Genomic DNA, 23519 nt, shown 5'->3' with positions numbered 1-23519 from the left:
ACCGCTAGTTAATCCTTGTTAAATTAATGTTTTATTCTTTTTTTAAAATTAGTTTATCCGAGATAAAGTTATAAAAGCATAATGTTTGTTTTTATTTTAGAAAACGTTTACAATGAATCTATCAAATATAGGAGGTTCAGTTATGAAAAAGTTTAGTGTTATGATGTTCGTAGGAATTGTTATGTTAGGTTTGTTTGGTTTTGGTACATCTGGTTATGCACATGGTTATGTAACATCTCCAGGGAGTCGTGCTTATTTTGGCACAGCAGCCGCAGGTAATTTGAATCAAAACGTTGGACGCGCACAATGGGAACCACAAAGTATTGAAGCGCCTAAAAATACATTTATCGATGGAAAAATCGCGAGTGCAGGTGTTAGTGGATTTGAACCATTAGATGAACAGACAGCAAGTCGTTGGCATAAAAGTGTAATTAATTCTGGTGCTTTGAATATCACTTGGAACTTAACTGCACAACATCGTACAAGCACTTGGGATTACTATATTACAAAACCAGGTTGGAACCAAAATCAACCTTTGAAATTCAGCGATTTTGAATTGATCACAAAAATCGATGATAAAGCAACAATTCCACCAAAAACAGTAAATCAAACAATTACTGTTCCTCAAGATAGAAAAGGCTACAACGTGATTTTGGCTGTTTGGAATATTTCAGATACAACAAATGCGTTCTATCAAGTAATTGATGTCAATGTTCAATAGAGAACCCTTGAAGAGAACTCTTTTTAACTGATCATATAAAAGAACACCCATGAAGTGACTCTCGTTTTCATTTCATGGGTGTTTATTTGTATGCTCGAACCAGCCCAAATCAAACGGTGTGGCGTTAGATGAGGAGCCCATTTTTTGGCGAACTTCAGGTTGTATTGTATGATAGAAATAAGGATATAAAAAGGGAAGGGTTACGGAGGAAATCAAATGAAAAAAATTTTACGAAAAAAAAAGAAAAATAAAGAATCGATTGAAGATACTGTAATCGAAAATGAAGAAACAAAAATAGAAGAAATATTGGAACAAACACCTGAAGAACAAAAAGAATTTGCTTCCTTTTTCGCTGAAACAATGAAAAGACTTCCTCAAAAAACATCCTCAGCTATTTTACGAAATTTTGATTCGTCAAAAAGCAAAGCGGAACAAACATTAGCAAAGAGTAAAACACAATTCGATCGTTTATTTGAAGAATTCTTAAAAGGGGTAGATGAACCCTTACGTAGAAAATGCCATGCAACGATTCATGCGGCCTCTTTGACAGCGGCGATCATCGGTTGTTCACCGATCCCATTTTCAGATGCTTTTTTACTTGTACCTGTTCAGCTAACGATGATGGGACGTCTCCACAAGTTATTTGGACAATCATGGTCTGAATCATTAGGTAAAAGTGTCTCAAAAGAGTTGATCGTTGTCAGTTTAGGTAGAAGTGCAGTAGGGAATATCATTAAAATCATTCCGGCAGTAGGTACAGTGGCTGGTGCAGCGATCAATGCAACAGTCGCTAGTACGATCACCGAATCATTAGGATGGATCACAGTAAAAATGTTGAATGATGGCGAAGATATTTTTGATGATGTCATGTCTTTCAAGGGGCAAGTTCAAACACTTTTTACTTTATTGAAACGAAAAAAACAAATGAAATAAGGTTTGATCAGAAATAATCGAATAAAAAATAAGCATTGACCTCGGAAATAGTTTTGACTATTAAGTAGAGGAAAGTGCTTATTTTTTATAAGGATTCCGGCTGGCGTAACTGAATTATTTTTTTGTTAATTTCACGACGACTTCACAACGTGCTATTTGAGGGAACATGTCGACAGACTGCAGATACTCGACGTGAAATACTTTCGCTAATTGGACGAGGTCTCTTGCTAAAGTCGAAACATTGCAAGAAATATAAACGAATTTTTGTGGTGGATTTTTTAAAATTGCTTGGATCAACTGCTCATCCAAACCAGTACGTGGCGGATCAACGATGATCCCATCCGGACGAAAGCCTTCATTCAACCACTTTGGTAAGAGCTCTTCTGCCGTCCCCACTTCATAACGAGTATTCTCATATCCTAATCGTTGTGCGTTTTTCTGTGCATCTGCGATGGCTTGAGGGATAGTATCCATTCCACGCACTTCTTTTGCTTTGTTTGCCACACTCAAACCAATTGTCCCAACACCACAATAAGCATCTACGATTGTTTCTTCTGGTTGGATGGCCAAAGCTTTGATTCCCTCACCGTATAAGACTTCTGTTTGTTGAGGATTCAACTGGAAAAAGGCACGAGGCGAAAGATCAAAAGTTACTTCATTGATCCGTTCCTCAATAGCTTCTTTTCCCCAAAGGTGTTTTGTTTCGTCACCCATCACGAGGGAGGTTTTTAAAGGTTGCACGTTTTGCATGATCGAAACGACTTCAGGGAGTTGTTGATTGATCTCACGAATCAGAGTATTTTTTTGTGGGAATTTTTGGCTCCGGGTGATAAAGACAACTTGTAGCTCACCTGTCTGTATACCCACTCGAACCATGATTGTGCGGAAAATTCCGCTATCCGCACGTTCATCATAAATCGGTAAATCATATTTATTCAATAAATCGACGATTGTATTCATCACTTTTTGTGTTGCAGGCTCTTGCACTAAACAATCAGTAATCGCCACTAAGTCATGAGAATTGGCTTGATAGAGTCCAGCTTCAATTTTATCTGTCTGTTTATTTTTTCTCAATTGAAATTGCGCTTTGTTCCGGTAACGCCATGGATCCTCCATTCCAATCGTAGGTAAAAGTGGATACTTATGATAACCGGCGGGTTTGAATTTTTCTAAGGCTTGCAAAAGCAAATCTTTTTTGAAATCGAGTTGTGCATGGTACGCTAAATGTTGCAATTGGCAACCACCACATTCATAGTAGACTGGACATGGAGCAGTCACACGGTCACTACTTGTTTTTTTGACTTTGACGAGTTGGCCTTCGGCATAGCGAGGGGTCGCTTTGGTGATCTTCACTAGAACTTCTTCTTTAGGAAGAGCATACGGAACAAAGACGATCATGCGTTTAAAGTAGCCGATTCCTTCTCCGTTGATCCCTAAACGTTTAATTTTTAATGTGATCGTTTGGCCGTTTTTAACAATTGCTTCTGGCATAGGTATCTCCCTTTTTATCATTATGTGGCTATATTCTAACATATTATAGCGAAAGTTGGGGATTTTCTATGTTATGATAGGAATATATGTTCGAGGAGGGATAGTTTGCTTTCTATTGCAAGAATCAGTAAAGGCAAGGGGCCTTTTTATCAGATCGATCTATCAGATGGCGAAACACTACAAGTATCAGAAGATATTTTAGTACGCTATCGTTTATTAAAAGGACAAGAATTGACAGAAGATAAATTAGCTGAAATCAAAAAAAGTACAGGTTATGATTTTGGTTTACAACAAGCATTAAATTATTTGAGTTACCAATTACGAACGGAAAAAGAAATTCGGATCTATTTAAAAGATAAAGAGATCGGACAAGAAGACCGTCATAAAATCATTGAAAAATTAAAAGGATTAGGTCTTGTTGACGATTTGACGTTTGGTGAAAGTTACGTCCGAACGAATATGCGTTTGAGTGATAAAGGACCAAAAAAATTAGCTCAACAAATGCAACAAAAAGGGCTCTCACCAGAAGTGATCGAGCAGTCTTTAAGCCAGTACCCATTTGAAGAGCAAGTAGAAAATGCACGGCAAACAGCGGAAAAGACTTACGAAAAAAATCGAGCCAAAAGCCAAAAGGATCTATTACGGAATATCCAACAGAAATTGATGACAAAAGGATTTACCAATGATGTGATCCAAGAAGCGATGCAAACCTTACCTCAAGAAACCGATCCAGAAGCTGAATATGAGCTTTTAGTACAACAAGGAGAGAAGATCTGGCGTAAGAATAGTCGCTTTGAACCTCAAAAGAGAAAGATGAAAGTAAAGCAGGGTCTCTATCAAAAAGGCTTTGATTTTGAGATGATCCAGCGCTTTATTTTAGAAAAGGAAGAAGAAGCAAGTGAGTAGAGAATGGGAAAAGTGGTCCTTAGAAAAAACAACAGAATTTCAAGAACGTTTTATTGAATGGTATGAACTTGAAAAGAGAAATCTTCCTTGGCGTTACAATCAAGACCCTTATCGTATTTGGATATCAGAAATCATGTTGCAACAAACCAGAGTCGATACAGTCATTGATTATTTTTATCGCTTTATGGAGTGGTTCCCAACCATCGAAGCGTTGGCGCAAGCACCCGAAGAAAAACTTCTGAAAGCTTGGGAAGGCTTAGGTTACTACTCGCGGGCCAGAAATATTCAAGCTGCTGCAAAACAAATTATGGAAGATTTTGACGGAAAGATGCCACAAACGCCGGAAGAAATCAGTACATTAAAAGGGATTGGACCTTATACAACAGAGGCAATCGCAAGTATTGCTTTTGGGCTACCTGAACCAGCGATTGATGGAAATGTCATGCGTGTAGTTAGTCGGCTGTTCTGTATTGAAGAAGATATTGCGAAAGCATCGAGTCGCAAAGTATTTGATCAAGCCATGCGAAAAATCATTGACGAAGAGCATCCGGGTGAGTTCAATCAAGCATTGATGGATCTTGGCTCAGCAATCTGCACGCCGACCTCGCCTAAATGTGAGGAATGCCCGATCCAAGCTTTTTGTTTAGCAAAAGAAAAAGGGATCCAAACCGCCTATCCTGTCAAAACAAAAAAAGCAAAGCCGCGAAATGTTTATTATGTTTGTGCAGCGATTGAAAACGCAGAAGGTGCTTTTTATTTTGAACAACGAGATCACCAAAAATTACTGGCTGATATGTGGACATTTCCGATGGCAGAAGTAACGAAAGAGGTATACGAAAAACTAGAAGCAGACTGGCAACCTAAGAACGAAATCAGTTTGTTTGATGAGGTTTTAGTCGCCGAAGATGTTGCTTCAGTATTGCCTTTTGCTCATGCGGATAAAATCGTATGGCAAAAACGTCACTTAGGGGAAGTGACGCATATCTTCAGTCATCTGAAATGGCATGTTTTATTGTTTTATGGTCGGTTGCCTAAGACTGAAAAAGACCTATCTGAAACTGGCAAACAGACGCAGTGGCTGATACCAGAAGCATTTAAACAAGTGGTTTTCCCAAAAGTACAAATGAAGCTAGTCGAGCAGTTGAATAAAAATCGAAACAATAGTAATCCTTTCTAGGCAAAGATGATTTTTATTGCTATAATAATTACGATGTCGGTGTAATGAACACCCCAACACAAAGCACAAAATGTTGCTAAGGAAGGATTGCGATGGGAGTTCCAAAAGAAGGAGAGTTTGTAACGATCCAAAGTTATAAACACGACGGCAAATTGCATCGAACGTGGCGTGATACCATGGTATTGAAAACAAGCGAACATTCAATGATCGGTGTCAATGATCATACTCTTGTAACAGAGTCTGATGGACGCCGTTGGGTGACGCGAGAACCAGCGATTGTATACTTTCACAAAAAATACTGGTTCAATGTAATAGCAATGATCAGAGAAAAGGGGGTTTCCTATTATTGTAATCTGGCTTCACCTTTTTTATTAGATGATGAAGCATTAAAATATATTGATTATGACTTAGATATCAAGGTTTTTCCTGATGGCGAGAAGCGCTTGTTAGATGTCGATGAATATGAAATGCATAGTCAAATGATGAATTATCCAAGTGATATTGACTTCATTTTAAAAGAAAACGTGAAGATTTTGGTTGACTGGATCAATAATGGAGATGGCCCATTCTCAGAAGGCTATATTGATATTTGGTATGACCGTTACAAGCAATTGTCGCAAAAGTAAACGAAAACAGTAAGTAAGTGAAGGAATCTTCATCTTACTTACTGTTTTTACTTGGATGCTTCACAAGTTTTTTTCATGTTGAGATGTTGGATGCCCGCATCTTCGAAGACTTCACCGTAGGCTTGATAATCAAGCTTCTCGTAAAAAGGAATAGCGGTCAGTTGAGCGCCTAATTTTATCGTATCAAAGCCTTGGTTTTTAGCAAAAGCCTCTGCTTCTCTTAGCAAGACTTGCCCCAAACCTTGTTGACGATATTCAGCAAGGATTGCCATACGTTGGACTTTTATCTGGCCATTTTCGAGTGGTAGTAAACGAACAGTACCTTGCGCCTCCTGTGCATCTGTATAAAGGACGAAATGGATACAATGTGCCTCATCCTGATCGATTTCTCTCTCAATGGGAACACCTTGCTCGACAACGAAGACTTGGTTTCTGATACGTACAGCATCGAGATAGATCGGACTCATCGTATCTTTTGTATGAACTACTTTCATTAAACAGCCACCTTTCTTTTCAGTAGTATACTGTAAAGTGATCGGAATGGAAAGTGCATAAAATAAAATCAAAAATAACAGATTTTTTCAAAAGAATGTTATATACTATCTTAAAAAAGGAAAGAAGTGAATTATTTGTTCGATAAGTTAAAACAATCAAAGTTGATGTTCTGGTCATTTGAATTGCTGATTTTAGCAACATTGATCTTAGTCTCCTCGAAAATCAGCTTTGTCTTCCAACCAATCGGGACATTCTTCTCCACATTATTTGCACCAGTTTTGATTGCTGGTTTTTTGTATTATATTTTGAATCCAATCGTTGGATTATTGATGAAAACAAAAATGAAACGGATCTGGGCAGTAGCAATTGTACTGTTATTGTTAGTTGCCGCTCTGATCTGGATCTTGTTAAGCGTCATCCCAAGTTTAGTCCAACAAATATCTTCCTTGGCCTCTAACACGCCGAACTTTATTCGCCAAGTAGAGACTTGGTTAGGAGAAGTTGCACAATGGTCCGTATTCAAAGATGTCGATATCAATAAATATTTTGAACAACTAGATATTTCATATGGCACGATCATCCAACAATTTCTGAGTGGCTTGTCTAATAGCTTAGGTTCGATCGTTGGAACGATTGCTTCAGCGACCATCGTTATTATTACCGCGCCGTTCATCTTGTTTTACATGCTGAAAGATGGTGAAAAACTTGTACCGAACATCAAACGTTTCTTTCCAGAAAAACGAAGAGAGCAAATCGTTGAGTTGTTAGGGCAGTTGAATAAAACGTTAGCTAATTATATTAGTGGCCAAGCAATCGAATGCTTATTCGTTGGTACATTCACCTTTCTAGGTTATTTTGCACTAGGCGTAGATTATGCTTTCCTTTTCGGAGTAATTGCTGGATTGACTAACCTCATTCCTTATTTAGGGCCATATTTAGGTTTAGCTCCTGCCTTTTTAGTGACAGTATTTAATGATCCATTCAAAGCATTGCTATGTTGTGTGGTCGTTTTGATCGTTCAGCAACTAGACGGAAATATCATTTATCCGAATGTCATTGGTAAATCATTGAAGATCCATCCACTAACGATCATTATTGTTTTACTTGTTGCGGGAAACATTGCCGGTTTACTAGGGATTTTTCTAGGTGTACCTTTTTATGCGATCTGTAAAACAATCATTTCTTATGTCGTCAAGATCGTAAAAGAAGATAAACAAAACGAGAACAAGAAAAAAATTGCGACGACTCTTGAATCTTAATGATCTTCTTAATGATCTAATGGGTATTTTTATTGCAAAGAAAATCGCTTTATGATACCATTTTAACGTGGCTAACTTTAGCCACGTTTTTTTCTTTAAAAAAATAAAAATTTAAATGAATAAGGAGAGAATGCGATTATGAATGCTGACCCTGAGAGTCAGTCGCTGTTAGCGCAAATTTTATTATTGATCATTTTGACATTGATCAATGCTTTTTTAGCAGCTTCCGAAATTGCAGTTGTATCGATCAATAAAAATCGGATCGAACAAAAAGCGGAAGAAGGAGATGTTAAATCTAAAAAGCTTTTAAAAATATTGCAGAACCCAAATAACTTCCTATCAACTATCCAAGTAGGAATCACTTTGGTCAATATTTTATCTGGTGCATCTTTAGCTAATACTTTATCCGTAAGATTAGCCCCACTATTAGGTGGCGGTGCCGCAGCAAGAAGTATTGCAAATATTATCGTACTGGCTATTTTGACCTATGTTTCGATTGTTTTTGGAGAATTATACCCGAAAAGGATCGCTTTGAATAAATCAGAAGAGGTAGCGAATTTTACCTCAGGTATGATCCGAATGATCGGTGTCGTAGCGAAACCTTTCGTGTGGCTGTTATCTGCATCTACCAGCTTGCTGGCACGGATAACACCAATGACTTTTGACGATGAAGATTCAAAGATGACCCGCGACGAAATGCGGTATATGCTTGAAAACGAAGGGGTATTGAACAACGAAGAGTTGGAAATGCTTCAAGGTGTCTTTTCTTTAGACACAAAAGTTGCAAGGGAAGTAATGGTTCCTCGAACAGATGCTTTTATGATCGACATTAATGACTCCATTGAAGAAAATGTCAACGAAGTACTATCGGAGAATTACTCAAGGATTCCTGTTTATAATGAAGACAAAGATAAAGTTGTTGGAATCCTTCATACGAAAAATTTATTAAAAGGTGCCCATAAATTTGGGTTCGAAAATTTAGAGATCAAAAAAATCATGCAAGAACCACTTTTTGTTCCAGAAACGATTTTTATTGATGATCTATTATATGAAATGAAAAAAACACAAAACCAAATGGCGATTCTATTAGATGAATATGGCGGAGTCGTAGGTTTAGTGACACTGGAAGATCTACTTGAAGAAATCGTTGGAGAAATCGATGACGAATCAGATGAAGTAGAAAATCTCTACGAACAAGTCGGTGACTATGAATATATCATTCAAGGTCGAATGCTGATCGATGAATTTAATGAGGCGTTTGAAAGCAATCTCCATATGAGTGATGTGGATACGATGGCTGGCTACTTGATCACAGCTTTGGGCATGATTCCCGATGAAGGAGAAAAACTTTCATTCGATGTTGAAAACATTACCTTGATTTCTGAAGAAATGGAAGGTTCTAGAATACTTAAAATTCGTGTGATCTTCCATGATCCAGAAGAGATAGAAGCTGAGCCTGAAGAAGAACGTCGCTATTTCAAAAAAGATTTTGAAGACGACGAACCACGAAGATAAGACACCTTCGATGATCTTTTAACGAAATGAAGAGCGGATATATTACTTGCTTTCTGAAGTGATGTATCTGTTCTTTTTTTGGAGATATCAAATGAAAAGAAAAAGTAAAACTGTTTCGCTTACTTTTTCAATCAGAAGATCCATGCTATACTATTTGAGTTGAAGAAAAGGATAGAGGATCTATCGAATAGTTGAAGGGTTTCTTTTTATTGAAGCAATAGACAAATGAAGAATGGAGTAAATATATGAACAATCCAGAATTAAAACAGCAAGTGGACAATCGACGCACATTTGCGATCATTTCCCATCCGGATGCGGGGAAAACAACGATCACCGAACAACTGCTTTTATTTGGTGGTGCGATTCGCCAAGCAGGAACGGTCAAAGGAAAGAAAACAGGTAATTTTGCAAAATCCGACTGGATGGAAATCGAAAAACAACGTGGAATTTCTGTTACCAGTTCAGTGATGCAATTTGATTATCATGGTAAAAGAGTCAATATTCTAGACACACCTGGGCATGAAGATTTCTCAGAAGATACGTATCGTACCTTGATGGCGGTAGATAGTGCGGTCATGGTCATCGATAGCGCAAAAGGGATTGAAGCACAAACGAAAAAACTTTTCCAAGTAGTCAAAAGAAGAGGAATTCCTATCTTCACCTTCATCAATAAATTGGATCGAGATGGTCGAGAACCGCTTGATTTATTAGAAGAATTAGAAGAGTTATTAGATATCGAATCTTGTCCAATGAATTGGCCAATCGGTATGGGGAAAGGACTGGAAGGATTATACGATATCCATCATAATCGAGTAGAATTTTATCGTCCTGAGAATTATCAAGATGAACGCTTAGCTCAATTAGATGAAGAAGGCCACTTGCCAGAGAATCATCCGCTCAGAAATAATTCATTGTACGAGCAAGTATTAGAAGAAGTAGAGCTGTTAAAAGAAGCCGGGGATTCCTTTAATGAAGAAAAAATCGCACGTGGGGAGCAGACGCCAGTATTTTTCGGTTCAGCTCTAACTAATTTTGGTGTTCAGACATTTTTAGAAACATTCGTTGATTTGGCGCCATCTCCTTATGGACATAAAACACGTGAAGAGCAAGTAGTCAGCCCGTATGAACAAGAGTTTTCTGGGTTTGTCTTTAAGATCCAAGCCAATATGAATCCAGCTCACCGAGATCGTATTGCATTTGTACGAATCTGTTCAGGTACATTTGAACGTGGAATAGACGTTTCATTAGAGCGGACGAACAAAAAATTGAAATTGAGTAATGTCACGCAGTTTATGGCAGATGCCAGAGAAAACGTTGAAAATGCTGTGGCAGGAGATATCATTGGTGTGTATGACACTGGAAACTATCAAATCGGTGACACATTATATGAAGGAAAACTAAAAGTAGCTTATGAAGAATTACCTTCATTTACCCCTGAGCTTTTCATGAAAGTAACGGCTAAAAATGTGATGAAACAAAAATCATTCCACAAGGGAATCAATCAATTGGTACAAGAAGGTGCCATTCAATTATATAAAACCTATGTGACCGAAGAATACATCATCGGAGCAGTTGGACAATTGCAATTTGAAGTTTTCCAATATCGGATGTTGAATGAATACAATGCAGAAGTGATCATGTCGCCAATGGGTAACAAGATTGCCCGTTGGATCGAGCCGGAAGATCTGGATGAAAAAATGAGTTCTAGTCGTAACATCTTAGCGAGAGATCGCTTCGATCAACCGCTATTCTTATTTGAGAATCAGTTTGCAGAGCGTTGGTTTGCGGACAAATATCCAAACGTAAAATTAAAAAGTTTGATGTAATCAGTGATTCCTATTGCCTGTACAGTGGTTCCCTTTTAAAATAAAAACTTAAAAATATTCATTTAGCATATAAATTAAAACGAACACACGACGATTCCTGTTTTCAGTGAATTGTCGTGTGTTTTTGTTGGATCTTAACGTTTTTTTGTTTATTTTGAAAAAATCAATTAAAATCAAATAAAAAAACAGATTAGAATATTTTTGCGTACATATATATAAAATAAGCAAAGAAAGTAGGGATCAAATGGAAACAGAAATCGAAAAAAAACAGCGTATTGAAAGAAAAAGAGCAAAAATGCGTCGAGTATGTCAAATGTTGGATATTGAGAATTGGGAAAAAAATGAACGAATCGTCACAGAAATACGCTCGATCATCCAAACGGATCGACCTGTAAAGGGGAGGGAAGTTGGAAATAGGAAAAAGAAAAAAGGGAATGCCAAGTACCTTCGACAAAACCCTTTTGATTCATGATTTATTTTTTTACCTACATAGCAATTGGTGCATTTAAATTTTTTTTTGGAATAGAGATTTCTACTAAGCCCGGTAACTCGATCACTTGGATGTCTTCAGGATGGTACTCAGCGTCATGGATTTTTTTTAAGAAGTAATGTTGGATTTCTTCAATTTCCTTTGGTTGGATATTGCGATTTTCATTCATCAGGACGATTTCATTGTGCTCGGGAGCTTCTGTATAAATAACGGTTGTGTTTCCTGCGGTATACACCTTCACCATATGTGCATCTGTATTTTCTAATTGATTTAAAACTAATCGTGAATGACTGTTTGTTACATTAACTAGTTTCATGGCGCTCACCTCTCTTATGTATTTAAGAAATAACTTACATTAATTATAATTTTTTTTTAGTAAAATGAACAGCATTTTGTCTTCTTAAAAATGAACGGATGAGAAAAAATCGTTACTTCTTTTCCAAAAATAAAAACAAAAGCGGAGAGTGACAAACTCTCCGCTCGATTTTTACTACCATACTAACAAGGAATTATTCTGTCGGTTCGTTGTTTGCTTCTTTGACCAAACGTTCAGGTTTAGACGTAATGACGATTTTGCCGTCTTTATCTAATTTTGCTTTAAGATCTGAGATCGTTGGATGATCAAGATAGAATTCGGCAATGCCGTCTTCGATTTGTTCTTGAATCGTCCGACGTAATGGTCGGGCACCCATTGATGGATCGTAACCAAGATCAACCAGCTTTTCTTTGACATTCGTAGGAACGTCCACATGTAATTGTTGAGCCGCCAACAATTGATTGACATCATCAAGCATGAGAGTAACGATCGTCATCAAGTTTTCTTTTGATAAAGCACTGAACTCGATGATTCCATCAAAACGATTCAAGAATTCTGGTGTGAAGTAGTTGTTCAATTGATTCAAGACAGAACGAGTCACACCTTCGCGAGCAGCACCAAAGCCAACATTGGCTTCTACTTTTCCAGTTCCTGCATTACTTGTCATAATGATGATTGTATCTTTGAAGCTGACCGTACGACCTTGCGCATCGGTTAAACGTCCATCATCTAAGATCTGTAGGAACATGTGTAAGACATCTGGATGTGCTTTTTCTACTTCATCAAGCAGAACCAGACTATACGGGTTTCTACGTACTTTTTCAGTCAATTGACCAGCTTCTTCGTAACCGACATAGCCTGGAGGGGAACCAATCAATTTTGCGACACTGTGTTTTTCCATGTATTCTGACATATCAAAACGGATCATCGATTCTTCAGATCCAAACAATTCATAAGCTAGTTGCTTCGCTAATTCTGTTTTACCAACACCAGTAGGACCAACAAATAAGAAAGAACCAATCGGACGGTTTTTCTTGCTTAGACCAACTCGATTACGACGAATGGCTTTGGCTACCCGGTCAACCGCATCGTCTTGCCCGATTACATGTTTTTTCAAGTCGTCCGCTAAGTTTTTCAATTGAGTTTGTTCTTTTTCTTTCAGTTCACCAACTGGGATGCCTGTACGTTGTTCAACGATTTTTTCCATATCCTTTTCAGAGATTACTGGGATTTCTTCTTCTGAGAGTTGCCGTTCTTGCATTTTTTTTAATTTATTGATTTGATCGCGATAATAAGCTGCTTTTTCGAAATCTTCTTCTTTAGAAGCCAACAACTTTTGTTCTTCCGCTTCTTCCAATTTCTTTTCGATCATTTTTGGATCAACGATTTGGATCGTTAAGTTTTTCTTAGATCCTGTTTCATCCAGTAAATCGATGGCTTTATCCGGTAAAAAACGATCTTGGATATAGCGATTGGACAATCTAGCCGCAGCTTCGACTGCAGCATCTGTGTATTTGACATGATGATAGTCTTCATAGCGCTTTTGTAATCCTTTTAAAATACTGATCGTTTCATCTACAGAAGGTTCATCAACACGAACAGGTTGCATGCGGCGTTCTAACGCAGCATCTTTTTCAATGATCCGGTATTCATTCAATGTCGTTGCCCCAACCATTTGTAATTCGCCACGAGCTAACGCAGGTTTTAATATGTTTCCGGCATCCATGTTACCATCGCCAGCTGAACCAGCCCCAACGATTTCATGAACTTCATCTATAAATAAAATGACATTTTCGGCTTGTCTGATTTCTTCGATCAGTTTTTGCATCCGTTCTTCAAATTGGCCTCTGATTCCTGTGCCTTGGACAAGTGAAACAACATCTAAGCGAATCACTTCTTTATCTAGTAATTTTTGTGGAACATCGCCATCAACGATTTTTTGAGCGAGTCCTTCAACCACAGCCGTTTTACCGACACCTGGTTCTCCAATCAATACAGGGTTGTTCTTTGTGCGACGATTCAAGATTTCGATTACGCGCTTGATTTCATCATCTCGGCCGATGACTGGATCGATTTCACCTTGGCGTGCTTCTTCTGTAATATTGATACCGTATTCGCCTAAAAGACCATCTGAAGCGGGTCCTTGTGGTGGTTGTCCACCATTGAAGTTGTTGTTCCCACCAAACTGAGTAGGGGGTGTTTGTTCATAATTTCCTTGTTGTTGCATTTGACGAGACATCGAACGAAACAGATCGTCCAGACTCCCAAAGCCAAATGGATCATTTTGGGCCATACTTGTTAGACCTCCATTTTGCTGATTTTTGATTTTTTGGTAACAGCTCTGACAATAGTCAAGTTGTGTACGTTGGCCATTGACAGTCGCATACAAGTGAATCGTTGCTTCATTTTTTCCACAGTTTTGACAAAGCATAAAACATTCACGTCCTTTCAAACATTAGTCATTAAGTCTATTTTACATCGCGCCTATCTTTGGGTAAAAGAATAACACTCGATCAACAAACCTTATAAAAGTCATACCTCGTTGACCATTACTGACCATTTAATTTTATTATACTAATTTTTTGAATTGACGCAAGCAATTGGTTCTTTTGTTCATACAATGTGACAAACCATTTGGGTAAGAACCTTAAGTTGTCGACGAATTTGTAGGGGATCTAGCTGAAATTTCAAGAATCGTTCAATTACTCGACAAACAATGATTGGTCAAACGATTCATGAGATATAAAAAAACATGCAATTTATTAAAACAGGAATAATCGTCACTATGCATGAAACACTTCTACAGAATACTTTATTGGATTTTCTCTCAATTTAAATGAAAACTGTTGTATCTAAGGAAAAAAAATGGTAATCTTTACAGATGAAAGGGTTCATCTGATTAGTTCTATCATGGATTGCTAAAAAAGAAAACCCTCACATAAAAACAACACTCACTTAAAGGAGACCGATTAATATGGAAAAGAAAGAATTTCACGTAGTAGCAGAAACTGGGATCCACGCACGTCCAGCTACTCTATTAGTACAAACAGCAAGCAAATTTAACTCTGATGTAAACTTAGAGTATAAAGGTAAATCAGTAAACTTAAAATCTATCATGGGCGTTATGTCTTTAGGTGTAGGTCAAGGTTCTGACGTTACTATCACTGCTGAAGGTGCTGACGAAGCTGATGCTATGGCAGCTATCGTTGAAACAATGAAGAAAGAAGGCTTATCTGAATAATGGTTGAAATGCTAAAAGGGATCGCCGCTAGTGACGGAGTAGCCGTTGCAAAAGCTTACCTGCTAGTTCAACCGGATTTATCATTCAGTAAGACGACAGTTGAGGATACTTCAGCTGAAGAAGCTCGCTTAGATGATGCTTTAGCAAAATCAACTGAAGAATTACAACAAATTCGTGAAAAAGCAGCGCAAAGCTTAGGTGAAGCAGAAGCGCAAGTATTTGACGCACATTTAATGGTTCTTTCAGATCCTGAAATGATAGGTCAAATCAAACAAAACATCAAAGATAACAGTGTAAATGCTGAATCAGCTCTTAAAGAAGTAACGGATATGTATATCGGGATGTTCGAAGCAATGGAAGATAATGCTTACATGCAAGAACGTGCAGCAGATATTCGTGACGTTGCAAAACGTATTTTAGCACATCTTCTAGGTGTGACTCTACCAAACCCTTCAATGATCAATGAAGAAGTTGTTGTCGTAGCGCATGATTTGACGCCAAGTGACACTGCTCAATTAGATCGTAACTTCGTAAAAGCTTTTGTAACAGATATCGGTGGACGTACATCGCATTCTGCAATCATGGCTCGTTCTCTTGAAATTCCAGCAATCGTTGGAACAAAAGAAATCACTGCGAAGGTCAAAGAAGGCGTAATGTTAGCTGTTAATGGGATCGAAGGCGATGTAGTCATTGAGCCAACAGCAGAACAAAAAGCCGAATTTGAAAAAATCGGCGCAGATTATGCTGCACAAAAAGCAGAATGGGAAAAACTGAAACATGCTGAGACAGTGACTGCCGATGGCAAACACTTTGAATTAGCAGCCAACATTGGTACACCTAAAGATTTAGTCGGTGTACACAACAATGGTGGTGAAGCAGTTGGACTTTATCGTACAGAATTCCTTTATATGGATTCACCAGATTTTCCTACTGAAGAAGATCAATATGTTGCTTATAAAGCAGTATTGGAAGGAATGGAAGGAAAACCTGTCGTTGTTCGTACAATGGATATCGGTGGAGATAAAGAATTACCATACTTGCAATTGCCGCATGAAATGAATCCTTTCTTAGGATACCGTGCATTACGTATCAGCTTATCAGAACAAGGTGACGATATGTTCCGTACGCAAATGCGTGCGTTATTACGTGCCTCTGTACATGGAAACTTGCGTATCATGTTCCCAATGGTTGCTACACTAAAAGAATTCCGTAGTGCAAAAGCAATCTTTGAAGAAGAAAAACAAAAATTAGTAAATGAAGGCATTGAAGTCTCTGATTCGATCCAAGTAGGGATTATGATCGAGATTCCAGCTGCAGCCGTTATTGCGGACAAATTTGCTAAAGAAGTAGACTTCTTCTCAGTAGGAACAAACGACTTGATCCAATACACAATGGCAGCTGACCGTATGAACGAACGTGTTTCTTACTTGTACCAACCATACAACCCATCAATTCTACGTTTGATCAAAAACGTCATTGATGCAGCACATGCTGAAGGTAAATGGGCTGGTATGTGTGGAGAAATGGCCGGCGATCAAATGGCTGTTCCTTTACTAGTAGGTATGGGATTAGATGAGTTCTCAATGAGTGCAACATCGATCTTAAAAACACGTAGCTTGATGAAACGTTTAGATACAAGCAAAATGGCTGAACTAGCGGATCGTGCCCTAAACGAGTGCGACACAATGGAAGAAGTCGTAGAACTTGTGAATGAATATCTAGCTTGATTTTTGGAACAGGCACAGTATTTTGCTGTGCCTGTTTTTTTGTCTTCTTGCAATAATAAATAAAATTCTGTCCAAACTTACAAGTTTGTTGGGAAAAAATCGGACTTAAGGTTGAGTGACAGCTTTCACGCTGTGTTATAATATAAGAGTGAGGGGGAACGTAGATGAAGGTATTATTATATTTTGAAAGTGAGAAGATACTTTCTAAGTCCGGCATTGGTCGTGCACTTGATCATCAAAAGCGTGCGCTTAAAGATGTAGGGATCTCCTATACTTTAGATAGTAAGGAAGACTATGATATTTTGCACATCAATACATATGGTATCAATAGTCATAACATGGTCAACAAAGCGCGTAAAAACGGTAAAAAAATTATTTATCATGCGCATTCAACGGAGGAAGATTTTCGAAATTCCTTTATCGGTTCGAATCAATTAGCACCATTTGTAAAAAAATATTTAGTCGGATTGTATGAAAAGGCAGATTACTTGATTACACCAACCCCATATTCAAAAAAATTATTACAAAGTTATGGCATCGATTTACCAATTCAATCGATTTCCAATGGGATCGATTTGGAAAAGTACCAACCAGACCCTGTCAAAGAACAAAAATTCAGGGAGTATTTCAAACTTTCACCTGATCAAAAAGTGATTATTTGTGTAGGACTGTTTTTTGCAAGAAAAGGAATCATTGATTTTGTTGAAATAGCCAAACAATTACCGGAATATACATTCATCTGGTTTGGTCATGTGCCGATGTATTCGATCCCAAGTAATATCCGAAAAATCGTGAAAGAAGATCATCCCGATAATGTCATTTTTCCAGGTTATATTCGAGGAGAGATCATCGAAGGAGCATACTCAGGAGCGGATCTGTTCTTTTTCCCTTCTTATGAAGAAACGGAAGGTATTGTCGTACTGGAAGCTTTAGCAAGTAAACAAAATGTGTTAGTACGTGATATTCCAGTCTATGATGATTGGCTTGAAGATCAAAAAAATTGTTATATGGGGAGAAACAATGAAGAGTTTTCAAAACTCATTCAAAAAATCATTCAACATGAAGTACCTAGTTTAGTTGAATCTGGCTATCAAACGGCTGAAGAACGAAGTATCAAAAGAATTGGTGAACAACTTCAATCCGTTTATCAACAAGTGCTAAAGGCATCCGATTCTTCAGATGAACAAATGCAAGAATCAAAATAAAGGTTGTTTGGAGGCGAAAAAAGATGAAAATCGGCTTTTTTACCGATACCTATTTTCCACAGGTAAGTGGTGTAGCTACATCTATCAAGACATTAAAAGAAGAACTCGAAAAAATGGGACATGACGTTTATATATTTACGACAACAGATCCCAATGCAGACAAGTTAGAAAAAGATGTAATTCGTATGCCCAGTGTTCCTTTTGTATCATTCAAAGAACGTCGAGTAGTGGTACGAGGAATGTGGTACGCCTATTTAGTGGCAAAAGAATTAGAATTAGATCTTATCCATACTCACACTGAGTTTGGAGCGGGTGTTCTTGGCAAGATGGTCGCAAAAAAATTAAAGATCCCATCGATCCATACGTATCACACGATGTATGAAGATTACCTTCATTATATTGCAAAAGGGAAAGTGATTCGACAATCCCATGTCAAATACTTATCTCGTCTATTTGTGAACCATACGACAGGTGTGGTTTGCCCAAGTGAGCGTGTGATCGAAACACTGCGAAGCTATGGGGTGACAGCGCCATTACGAGTGATACCAACAGGGATCGATATCGAAAAATTCAAACGTCCAGAAATCACACAAGAACAAATCAACGAATTACGGACCTCATTAGGAGTAAAAGAAAACGGCTTGATGATTTTATCTTTAAGTCGGATCTCTTACGAAAAAAATATCCAAGCGTTGATCCAAGGGTTTCCGGAAGTCATCAAACACTATCCAGATGCACGACTAGTCATAGTCGGAAACGGACCTTATGTTGAGCAACTAAAAGAACTGATCACGTCACTGGATTTAGCTGATGCGGTTCAATTTACTGGGGAAGTCGATAACAATGACGTCGCGTTCTATTATCGTGCGGCTGATTATTTTGTGTGTGCTTCGACATCAGAAACACAAGGATTGACGTATACAGAAGCAATGGCGGCTGGTACACCATGTGTAGTTGAAGGAAATGATTATTTGAATCGTTTATTTGATCATGCTTCCCTTGGTCGAACATTTGAACGAGATGAAGACTTTGCATCTGCACTTATTGATTATATCGAAAGCAAAGTTGAAAAAAATCCAGAAGTGTTTGAAAAGAAACTTTACGAAATCTCTGCTACTCATTTTGGTCAATCAATGATCGAATTTTATGAAGATATGCTTGTGTATTACAAAGAAGAGATGCGTAAAAAAGAAGAAGAAGCATCCATCGAACGGATTAAAATTAAATTAAATTCTTTCAAAAGATAAAAAAACAGTGAATAATCCTAAAAAAATCCTTGTTTCTAGCGTATACTAGCATAGAAACAAGGATTTTATCGTTTAGGAGGGCAAAAGATGAAAATTGGTTTTATCGGTACAGGAGTTATGGGAAGCGCGATTGTTCGTCATTTACAAAAAGCAGGCCACGAACTGACTGTTTATAATCGTACGAAAGCAAAAGCTGCGCCACTTATGGAAGAAGGGGCAGTATGGGCAGATAGTCCACAAGAAGTAGCTGAGATGAGCCAAGTTATCTTTACAATGGTCGGCTATCCTCAAGATGTGGAAGAAATCTATTATGGTGAGAAAGGCATTTTCAAAGCAGGTATAATTGGAAAAACAGTCATAGATTTAACGACAAGTACGCCAACACTTGCTGAAAAAATTGCAGCAAGCGCACAAGAGCTTGGAGCGGATGCCTTAGATGCCCCTGTCTCAGGGGGCGATCTAGGAGCAAAAAATGGCACCTTAACGATCATGGTGGGTGGAAAAGAGAATGTCTACGAGCAAGTATTACCACTATTTCGCGAGTTTGGAACAACATTTACGTTACATGGTTCAGCTGGAAAAGGACAACATACAAAAATGGCAAACCAAATCATGATTGCCGGAACAATGACTGGCATGACAGAGATGCTTGTTTATGCACAGAAAGCTGACTTAGACTTAGAAAAAGTGATTGCCACGCTTTCAGGCGGCAGTGCGGCAAACTGGTCATTAAGTAATTATGCACCTCGTATATTACAAGAGAACTATACACCAGGTTTTTTTGTCAAACATTTTATCAAAGATTTGAAGATTGCTTTAGCCGAAGCAGAAAAAGTAGGGTTGGACTTACCAGCGACCAAAGAAGCCCGAAACCTGTATGAAAAGTTAGCAGAAAAGGGTTTTGAGAACGATGGAACACAAGCATTGATCAAGCTTTGGTGGGCAGATGGCAGACAGCCGAAAAAAAAATCCTAAAAAACTAGTTTTTTTGGAGAAAATCAATGCAAGTCGACGATGCTTTTGATACAATATAACAGAACTAAGAAAAGGAGGACCTCCGATGGCACATTCACAATTAGTCGCAATCATTAAACGACTGGAGGCTATGGTCGAATCAGCAGACAATGAGCTGCAAGTTCGTCGCTTTGAAAAAGAGGGCGTAGAAAAATGCACCGTAACTTATGATAAAGCGACAGAAACATTTGAACTAACTGAAACAGACACACATCAACAATACGAATTCGACAATATCGATATCGTTGCGATGGAGATCTATGATTTGATTCAATAAGATTTCGAGCTAGCTAAAAGAGCCTGGGATTCAACCAATGCGTTGGATTCCAGACTCTTTTTTTGATTCCTGTTCGTCTTTTGCCAGTTTACGTTGGTAGCTGATCAAGATTTGAACAGGATCGATTTCTTCTTGAGACAGTTGTCGCTTGAGTGATAACCTATTGTCTTTCTCATAATAGAAATGAGGCGTTTTTCCAGGTTCTGTGATCGTTGTATCAGCCACTTGACCGTAGGAAATCAAGAAATGTTTGATCTTGGTCTCATCGCTAGCTAACGGCATGCTCAATGTGATTCTCGGTGTACGTAAAAATTTTTTTTGTTCTTGTATCCGTCCAGTAAAGTACGTGATCAATTCGATATCTCGCTGTAGAATAGCCGCCTTCTCAAAATTAAGCTGATTAATAAAATGTAATTGTCGTTTTTTTAAATAGCCTAACAATTTCTTGTTTCTTCCTTGCAATAGACCTTGGATCTCTTTCTTTTTTTGGTCAAAGCTCAATACCTTCATTTCAGGAAGTTGAACTTGTAACGCCAAATGACTGATTTCAGAAAGCCAAGGCATTTGATAGTTCTCTTCGATGATTCGAAGGATACTAGGCATTTTTTTATAAAGACGAAAAGGGCCATAAGTTCTTGCGGTAGGAATATTCGTGAGAAAAAGACCATCGGATTGAATATGTAAATAGTTATAGTTGTCAAAATAATTCATCCGACGATTGTAGATAGGGCGATAGTGTTGGATCAATTGACACTCTAATAATAAGGCATCTAGTTCAGTATCAACGACAATGATCTCAAAATCCGCAATCGAACGAACTAAGCGCAAGACTTTTTTCGAGTGTTGTTTATTTTGATGAAAATACGTACTTACGCGATTTTTTAAATTTTTAGCTTTACCCACATAAATAATTTTTCCATCGCTATTTTTCATCAAGTAAACACCAGGTAATAAAGGCAGGTTTTTTACTTTCTCTTTTAAGTGCATAAGCGCTCCCCTAATTGAATTTGAACTAAAAAAGATTATAACAGATTTAAAAAAATGAACAATAAAAGGGATTATATTTTATAAATAATTTATAGAGATACTTTGATAATCAAAATATTTTTTTATTCTTTTATTTTAATTTTTAGAGGTTAAAAGGTTGATATTAAAGCATTTTCCCATAAATTTAAAATTAAAAAAAATTAATAATGCAAAAAAATCTAGTTAAAAGGTTGCATTTTGAAAAAAGTTAAGATATAGTTTGAACATCAAAAGATTTGATAATCAAACTAATTTTAGTGGATGGTGGAACATGGAACCTGATTTTAATACAGTAAATGATTATCTCGTTAGTGTCTTCAATGATATTTTGACGATCGAAGAATCCGAATTAAAAAAGTCACAATTCAAAGATCTGTCGATTACAGAGATGCATACGATCGAGGCAATCGGTATGTACAAGAAAAAGACAACTTCAGAAGTAGCCAAAGAACTGTCGATTACTGTTGGGACCTTGACCACTGCTATCAACAAGTTAGTTAGGAAAGGCTATGTTGAGCGTATCCGTAGTGAAGACGACCGACGAGTGGTGAAGCTGGGGTTGACCAAAAAAGGTAAGTTACTTTACCGCGTGCATCAGCATTTCCATCGTGAAATGGTCAAAAACATTATGGATGGTATGGCTACCGACGAACAACAAGCTTTGCTGTCTGCATTGAAAAACTTGCATGATTTCTTGCGAGATTACAAGTGAGGAAGTTTAATGGAACAATTTGGAACGATCACAGCAACGGCAAGTGTCTTACCGGAAAAAATCATCACAAACGATGATCTCTCAAAAATGATGGATACTTCGGATGAATGGATTTCATCTCGTACAGGAATCAAAGAGAGACATTGTGTGACCGAGCAGGAGACTTCCGATTTGTGTTACCTCGTTGCCGAAAAATTACTAAAGAAAAAAACACTCGATCCAAAGGAACTCGATTTTATTATCGTTGCTACGATGTCGCCTGATTATACATCGCCTTCTGTAGCAACTTTAGTTCAAGGAAGGATCGGCGCAACCAAAGCAATCGCCTTTGATATCAGCGCTGCGTGTTCAGGATTTGTTTATGCTTTGAGTGTTGCAGAAAAACTGATTCGCTGTGGATCAATGAAAGGTTTAGTAATTGGTGGCGAAACATTATCTAAACTGATCGATTGGACGGATCGTTCAACCGCTGTCTTGTTTGGTGATGGTGCTGGTGGGATTTTGTTAGAAGCTGGCTCAGATCAAAAATTATTGAGAGAATCGCTAGCGGCAGATGGTTCGCGTGCGCAATCTCTTACTTCTGGCTATCAACCAAATCAATCGCCTTTATACACGAAAGATTCAGAAGGTTCTTACTATTTAAAAATGGTTGGACGGGATATTTTTGACTTTGCTGTAAGAGATGTCGCGCTGAACATCAAGGAACTCATTCAAGACACACCTGTTGATTATCTGCTTTTGCATCAAGCAAACTTACGAATCATTGAAAAGATTGCTCGCAAGGTAAAAATTCCCCAGGAGCAATTTCTAACGAACATGGATAAATATGGCAATACTTCCGCAGCAAGCATCCCGATTCTTTTAGATGAAGCGATAGAAAGCGGAAAAATCACCTTAGGTCAAAAACAAAAAGTGGTATTTACAGGTTATGGTGGAGGATTGACATGGGGAAGTATCCTCATGGAACTATAAACTGATAAAAATAAAAAATATAAAATAAAGAAACAATATCGGAGGAATTATCATATGGTATTCGAAAAAATTCAAGAAATCATTGCGGAAGAATTAGGGAAAGACGCAGAAGAAATCAAATTAACGACAAACATCCAAGAAGACCTTGAAGCTGATAGCTTGGATTTATTCCAAATCATCAACGAGATCGAAGATGAATTTGATGTAAAAATCGAAACAGAAGACGGCATCAAAACAGTTCAAGATTTAGTCACTTATGTTGAAAAACAAACTGCATAATCATCAAGATTAGGTTGGGGGCTGGGACATTTTCCGAAAAAAGGAATGTCTTAGCCTTTTTTTA

The 23519-nt window shown here is 37.8% G+C and carries 23 protein-coding genes; 18 read left to right on the top strand and 5 right to left on the bottom strand.

Annotation, left to right across the window (positions count from 1 at the left end; all coding sequences use genetic code 11):
* Positions 1–142 precede the first annotated feature (142 nt).
* Both P3R27_RS06995 and P3R27_RS06990 read left to right on the top strand, forming a co-directional pair.
* Entirely contained in the window at positions 143–721 is a 579-nt protein-coding gene (locus P3R27_RS06995) for a lytic polysaccharide monooxygenase (RefSeq protein ID WP_034688459.1), read from the top strand.
* Positions 722–937: 216 nt separating this feature from the next.
* Complete coding sequence (locus P3R27_RS06990; RefSeq protein ID WP_126134009.1) at positions 938–1654, top strand: YcjF family protein; 717 nt, start codon at positions 938–940, stop codon at positions 1652–1654.
* Positions 1655–1768: 114 nt separating this feature from the next.
* On the opposite strand, the gene rlmD is transcribed toward P3R27_RS06990, so the two are convergent.
* On the bottom strand, positions 1769–3145 hold the full coding sequence (gene rlmD / locus P3R27_RS06985) for a 23S rRNA (uracil(1939)-C(5))-methyltransferase RlmD (protein WP_301357410.1): 1377 nt from the start codon (positions 3143–3145) through the stop codon (positions 1769–1771).
* A 105-nt stretch (positions 3146–3250) separates the two neighbouring features.
* Here rlmD and recX point away from each other — a divergent pair, with 105 nt between their 5' ends.
* From recX to ntdP, 3 genes are all read left to right on the top strand, one after another.
* Positions 3251–4051 (top strand): recombination regulator RecX, encoded by an 801-nt coding sequence (recX, locus tag P3R27_RS06980; protein ID WP_034688455.1) that lies wholly within the window; start codon positions 3251–3253, stop codon positions 4049–4051.
* The gene (mutY, locus tag P3R27_RS06975) at positions 4044–5228 is read left to right on the top strand and encodes an A/G-specific adenine glycosylase (protein ID WP_301357409.1); all 1185 of its coding nucleotides are present in this window, start codon (positions 4044–4046) and stop codon (positions 5226–5228) included. Before recX ends, mutY begins: the two co-directional genes overlap by 8 nt.
* A gap of 92 nt (positions 5229–5320) precedes the next feature.
* Positions 5321–5854 (top strand): nucleoside tri-diphosphate phosphatase, encoded by a 534-nt coding sequence (gene ntdP, locus P3R27_RS06970; protein WP_010735893.1) that lies wholly within the window; start codon positions 5321–5323, stop codon positions 5852–5854.
* A 47-nt stretch (positions 5855–5901) separates the two neighbouring features.
* Here the strand turns inward: ntdP and P3R27_RS06965 are convergent, their stop codons facing one another.
* Positions 5902–6348: a GNAT family N-acetyltransferase gene (locus P3R27_RS06965; protein ID WP_034688452.1), complete on the bottom strand. Its 447-nt coding sequence runs from the start codon at positions 6346–6348 to the stop codon at positions 5902–5904.
* Positions 6349–6483: 135 nt separating this feature from the next.
* Here P3R27_RS06965 and P3R27_RS06960 point away from each other — a divergent pair, with 135 nt between their 5' ends.
* The 4 genes from P3R27_RS06960 (at position 6484) to P3R27_RS06945 (ending at position 11421) form a co-directional block, all read left to right on the top strand.
* Complete coding sequence (locus tag P3R27_RS06960) at positions 6484–7608, top strand: AI-2E family transporter (protein ID WP_034688451.1); 1125 nt, start codon at positions 6484–6486, stop codon at positions 7606–7608.
* A 138-nt stretch (positions 7609–7746) separates the two neighbouring features.
* Positions 7747–9123 (top strand): hemolysin family protein, encoded by a 1377-nt coding sequence (locus tag P3R27_RS06955; RefSeq protein ID WP_301357263.1) that lies wholly within the window; start codon positions 7747–7749, stop codon positions 9121–9123.
* 245 nt (positions 9124–9368) lie between these two features.
* Complete coding sequence (locus P3R27_RS06950) at positions 9369–10949, top strand: peptide chain release factor 3 (protein WP_034688449.1); 1581 nt, start codon at positions 9369–9371, stop codon at positions 10947–10949.
* A 244-nt stretch (positions 10950–11193) separates the two neighbouring features.
* On the top strand, positions 11194–11421 hold the full coding sequence (locus tag P3R27_RS06945; protein WP_235186316.1) for a flagellar motor switch protein: 228 nt from the start codon (positions 11194–11196) through the stop codon (positions 11419–11421).
* Positions 11422–11434: 13 nt separating this feature from the next.
* Here the strand turns inward: P3R27_RS06945 and P3R27_RS06940 are convergent, their stop codons facing one another.
* On the bottom strand, positions 11435–11755 hold the full coding sequence (locus P3R27_RS06940; protein WP_034688448.1) for a DUF1827 family protein: 321 nt from the start codon (positions 11753–11755) through the stop codon (positions 11435–11437).
* 193 nt (positions 11756–11948) lie between these two features.
* A complete protein-coding gene (locus P3R27_RS06935; protein ID WP_126134011.1) occupies positions 11949–14186 on the bottom strand; it encodes an ATP-dependent Clp protease ATP-binding subunit in 2238 nt (745 codons plus the stop codon).
* Positions 14187–14729: 543 nt separating this feature from the next.
* On the opposite strand from P3R27_RS06935, the gene P3R27_RS06930 reads away from it, so the two are divergent.
* The 6 genes from P3R27_RS06930 to P3R27_RS06905 all read left to right on the top strand — a co-directional run bounded on the left by P3R27_RS06930 (position 14730) and on the right by P3R27_RS06905 (position 20466).
* On the top strand, positions 14730–14996 hold the full coding sequence (locus tag P3R27_RS06930; RefSeq protein WP_002287602.1) for a phosphocarrier protein HPr: 267 nt from the start codon (positions 14730–14732) through the stop codon (positions 14994–14996).
* On the top strand, positions 14996–16723 hold the full coding sequence (ptsP, locus tag P3R27_RS06925; protein ID WP_034688446.1) for a phosphoenolpyruvate--protein phosphotransferase: 1728 nt from the start codon (positions 14996–14998) through the stop codon (positions 16721–16723). Before P3R27_RS06930 ends, ptsP begins: the two co-directional genes overlap by 1 nt.
* Before the next feature lie 164 nt (positions 16724–16887).
* Complete coding sequence (locus P3R27_RS06920) at positions 16888–17928, top strand: LTA glycolipid anchor biosynthesis glycosyltransferase, IagA/BgsA family (RefSeq protein ID WP_034688445.1); 1041 nt, start codon at positions 16888–16890, stop codon at positions 17926–17928.
* Positions 17929–17951: 23 nt separating this feature from the next.
* Complete coding sequence (locus tag P3R27_RS06915) at positions 17952–19175, top strand: glycosyltransferase family 4 protein (protein ID WP_034688444.1); 1224 nt, start codon at positions 17952–17954, stop codon at positions 19173–19175.
* Between the two features lie 87 nt (positions 19176–19262).
* Complete coding sequence (locus P3R27_RS06910) at positions 19263–20150, top strand: NAD(P)-dependent oxidoreductase (RefSeq protein WP_034688443.1); 888 nt, start codon at positions 19263–19265, stop codon at positions 20148–20150.
* An 85-nt stretch (positions 20151–20235) separates the two neighbouring features.
* Positions 20236–20466 (top strand): YkuJ family protein, encoded by a 231-nt coding sequence (locus P3R27_RS06905; protein WP_010735881.1) that lies wholly within the window; start codon positions 20236–20238, stop codon positions 20464–20466.
* A gap of 30 nt (positions 20467–20496) precedes the next feature.
* Here P3R27_RS06905 and P3R27_RS06900 read toward each other — a convergent pair whose 3' ends face one another.
* Positions 20497–21453: a GIY-YIG nuclease family protein gene (locus P3R27_RS06900; protein WP_034688442.1), complete on the bottom strand. Its 957-nt coding sequence runs from the start codon at positions 21451–21453 to the stop codon at positions 20497–20499.
* A 310-nt stretch (positions 21454–21763) separates the two neighbouring features.
* On the opposite strand from P3R27_RS06900, the gene fabT reads away from it, so the two are divergent.
* Genes fabT through P3R27_RS06885 form a run of 3 tightly spaced genes read left to right on the top strand, consistent with a single transcriptional unit; the run spans position 21764 to position 23455 of the window.
* Positions 21764–22204, top strand: coding sequence for a fatty acid biosynthesis transcriptional regulator FabT (gene fabT, locus P3R27_RS06895; protein ID WP_010735879.1), 441 nt, complete (start codon positions 21764–21766; stop codon positions 22202–22204).
* A 9-nt stretch (positions 22205–22213) separates the two neighbouring features.
* Complete coding sequence (locus P3R27_RS06890; RefSeq protein ID WP_034688441.1) at positions 22214–23176, top strand: beta-ketoacyl-ACP synthase III; 963 nt, start codon at positions 22214–22216, stop codon at positions 23174–23176.
* Between the two features lie 54 nt (positions 23177–23230).
* Positions 23231–23455: an acyl carrier protein gene (locus P3R27_RS06885; protein WP_034688440.1), complete on the top strand. Its 225-nt coding sequence runs from the start codon at positions 23231–23233 to the stop codon at positions 23453–23455.
* Positions 23456–23519 lie beyond the last annotated feature (64 nt).

It is taken from the genome of Enterococcus spodopteracolus, assembly GCF_030441955.1.
In the GTDB taxonomy this organism is placed as follows: Bacteria; Bacillota; Bacilli; order Lactobacillales; family Enterococcaceae; genus Enterococcus_B; species Enterococcus_B spodopteracolus.
The sequence above is the reverse complement of the archived record's forward strand: the minus strand, read 5'-3'. Positions and strand labels throughout refer to the sequence as shown.

Bases quoted from the DNA above. Each gene is read 5' to 3' on its own strand.
- P3R27_RS06990 (WP_126134009.1), top strand. From the start codon at position 938: ATGAAAAAAATTTTACGAAAAAAAAAGAAAAATAAAGAATCGATTGAA.
- P3R27_RS06930 (WP_002287602.1), top strand. From the start codon at position 14,730: ATGGAAAAGAAAGAATTTCACGTAGTAGCAGAAACTGGGATCCACGCA.
- P3R27_RS06900 (WP_034688442.1), bottom strand. From the start codon at position 21,453: ATGCACTTAAAAGAGAAAGTAAAAAACCTGCCTTTATTACCTGGTGTT.
- rlmD (WP_301357410.1), bottom strand. From the start codon at position 3,145: ATGCCAGAAGCAATTGTTAAAAACGGCCAAACGATCACATTAAAAATT.
- P3R27_RS06935 (WP_126134011.1), bottom strand. From the start codon at position 14,186: ATGCTTTGTCAAAACTGTGGAAAAAATGAAGCAACGATTCACTTGTAT.
- P3R27_RS06915 (WP_034688444.1), top strand. From the start codon at position 17,952: ATGAAAATCGGCTTTTTTACCGATACCTATTTTCCACAGGTAAGTGGT.
- P3R27_RS06965 (WP_034688452.1), bottom strand. From the start codon at position 6,348: ATGAAAGTAGTTCATACAAAAGATACGATGAGTCCGATCTATCTCGAT.
- P3R27_RS06920 (WP_034688445.1), top strand. From the start codon at position 16,888: ATGAAGGTATTATTATATTTTGAAAGTGAGAAGATACTTTCTAAGTCC.
- ptsP (WP_034688446.1), top strand. From the start codon at position 14,996: ATGGTTGAAATGCTAAAAGGGATCGCCGCTAGTGACGGAGTAGCCGTT.
- P3R27_RS06910 (WP_034688443.1), top strand. From the start codon at position 19,263: ATGAAAATTGGTTTTATCGGTACAGGAGTTATGGGAAGCGCGATTGTT.
- P3R27_RS06885 (WP_034688440.1), top strand. From the start codon at position 23,231: ATGGTATTCGAAAAAATTCAAGAAATCATTGCGGAAGAATTAGGGAAA.
- P3R27_RS06955 (WP_301357263.1), top strand. From the start codon at position 7,747: ATGAATGCTGACCCTGAGAGTCAGTCGCTGTTAGCGCAAATTTTATTA.
- ntdP (WP_010735893.1), top strand. From the start codon at position 5,321: ATGGGAGTTCCAAAAGAAGGAGAGTTTGTAACGATCCAAAGTTATAAA.
- P3R27_RS06905 (WP_010735881.1), top strand. From the start codon at position 20,236: ATGGCACATTCACAATTAGTCGCAATCATTAAACGACTGGAGGCTATG.
- P3R27_RS06950 (WP_034688449.1), top strand. From the start codon at position 9,369: ATGAACAATCCAGAATTAAAACAGCAAGTGGACAATCGACGCACATTT.
- fabT (WP_010735879.1), top strand. From the start codon at position 21,764: ATGGAACCTGATTTTAATACAGTAAATGATTATCTCGTTAGTGTCTTC.
- P3R27_RS06945 (WP_235186316.1), top strand. From the start codon at position 11,194: ATGGAAACAGAAATCGAAAAAAAACAGCGTATTGAAAGAAAAAGAGCA.
- P3R27_RS06995 (WP_034688459.1), top strand. From the start codon at position 143: ATGAAAAAGTTTAGTGTTATGATGTTCGTAGGAATTGTTATGTTAGGT.
- P3R27_RS06940 (WP_034688448.1), bottom strand. From the start codon at position 11,755: ATGAAACTAGTTAATGTAACAAACAGTCATTCACGATTAGTTTTAAAT.
- P3R27_RS06890 (WP_034688441.1), top strand. From the start codon at position 22,214: ATGGAACAATTTGGAACGATCACAGCAACGGCAAGTGTCTTACCGGAA.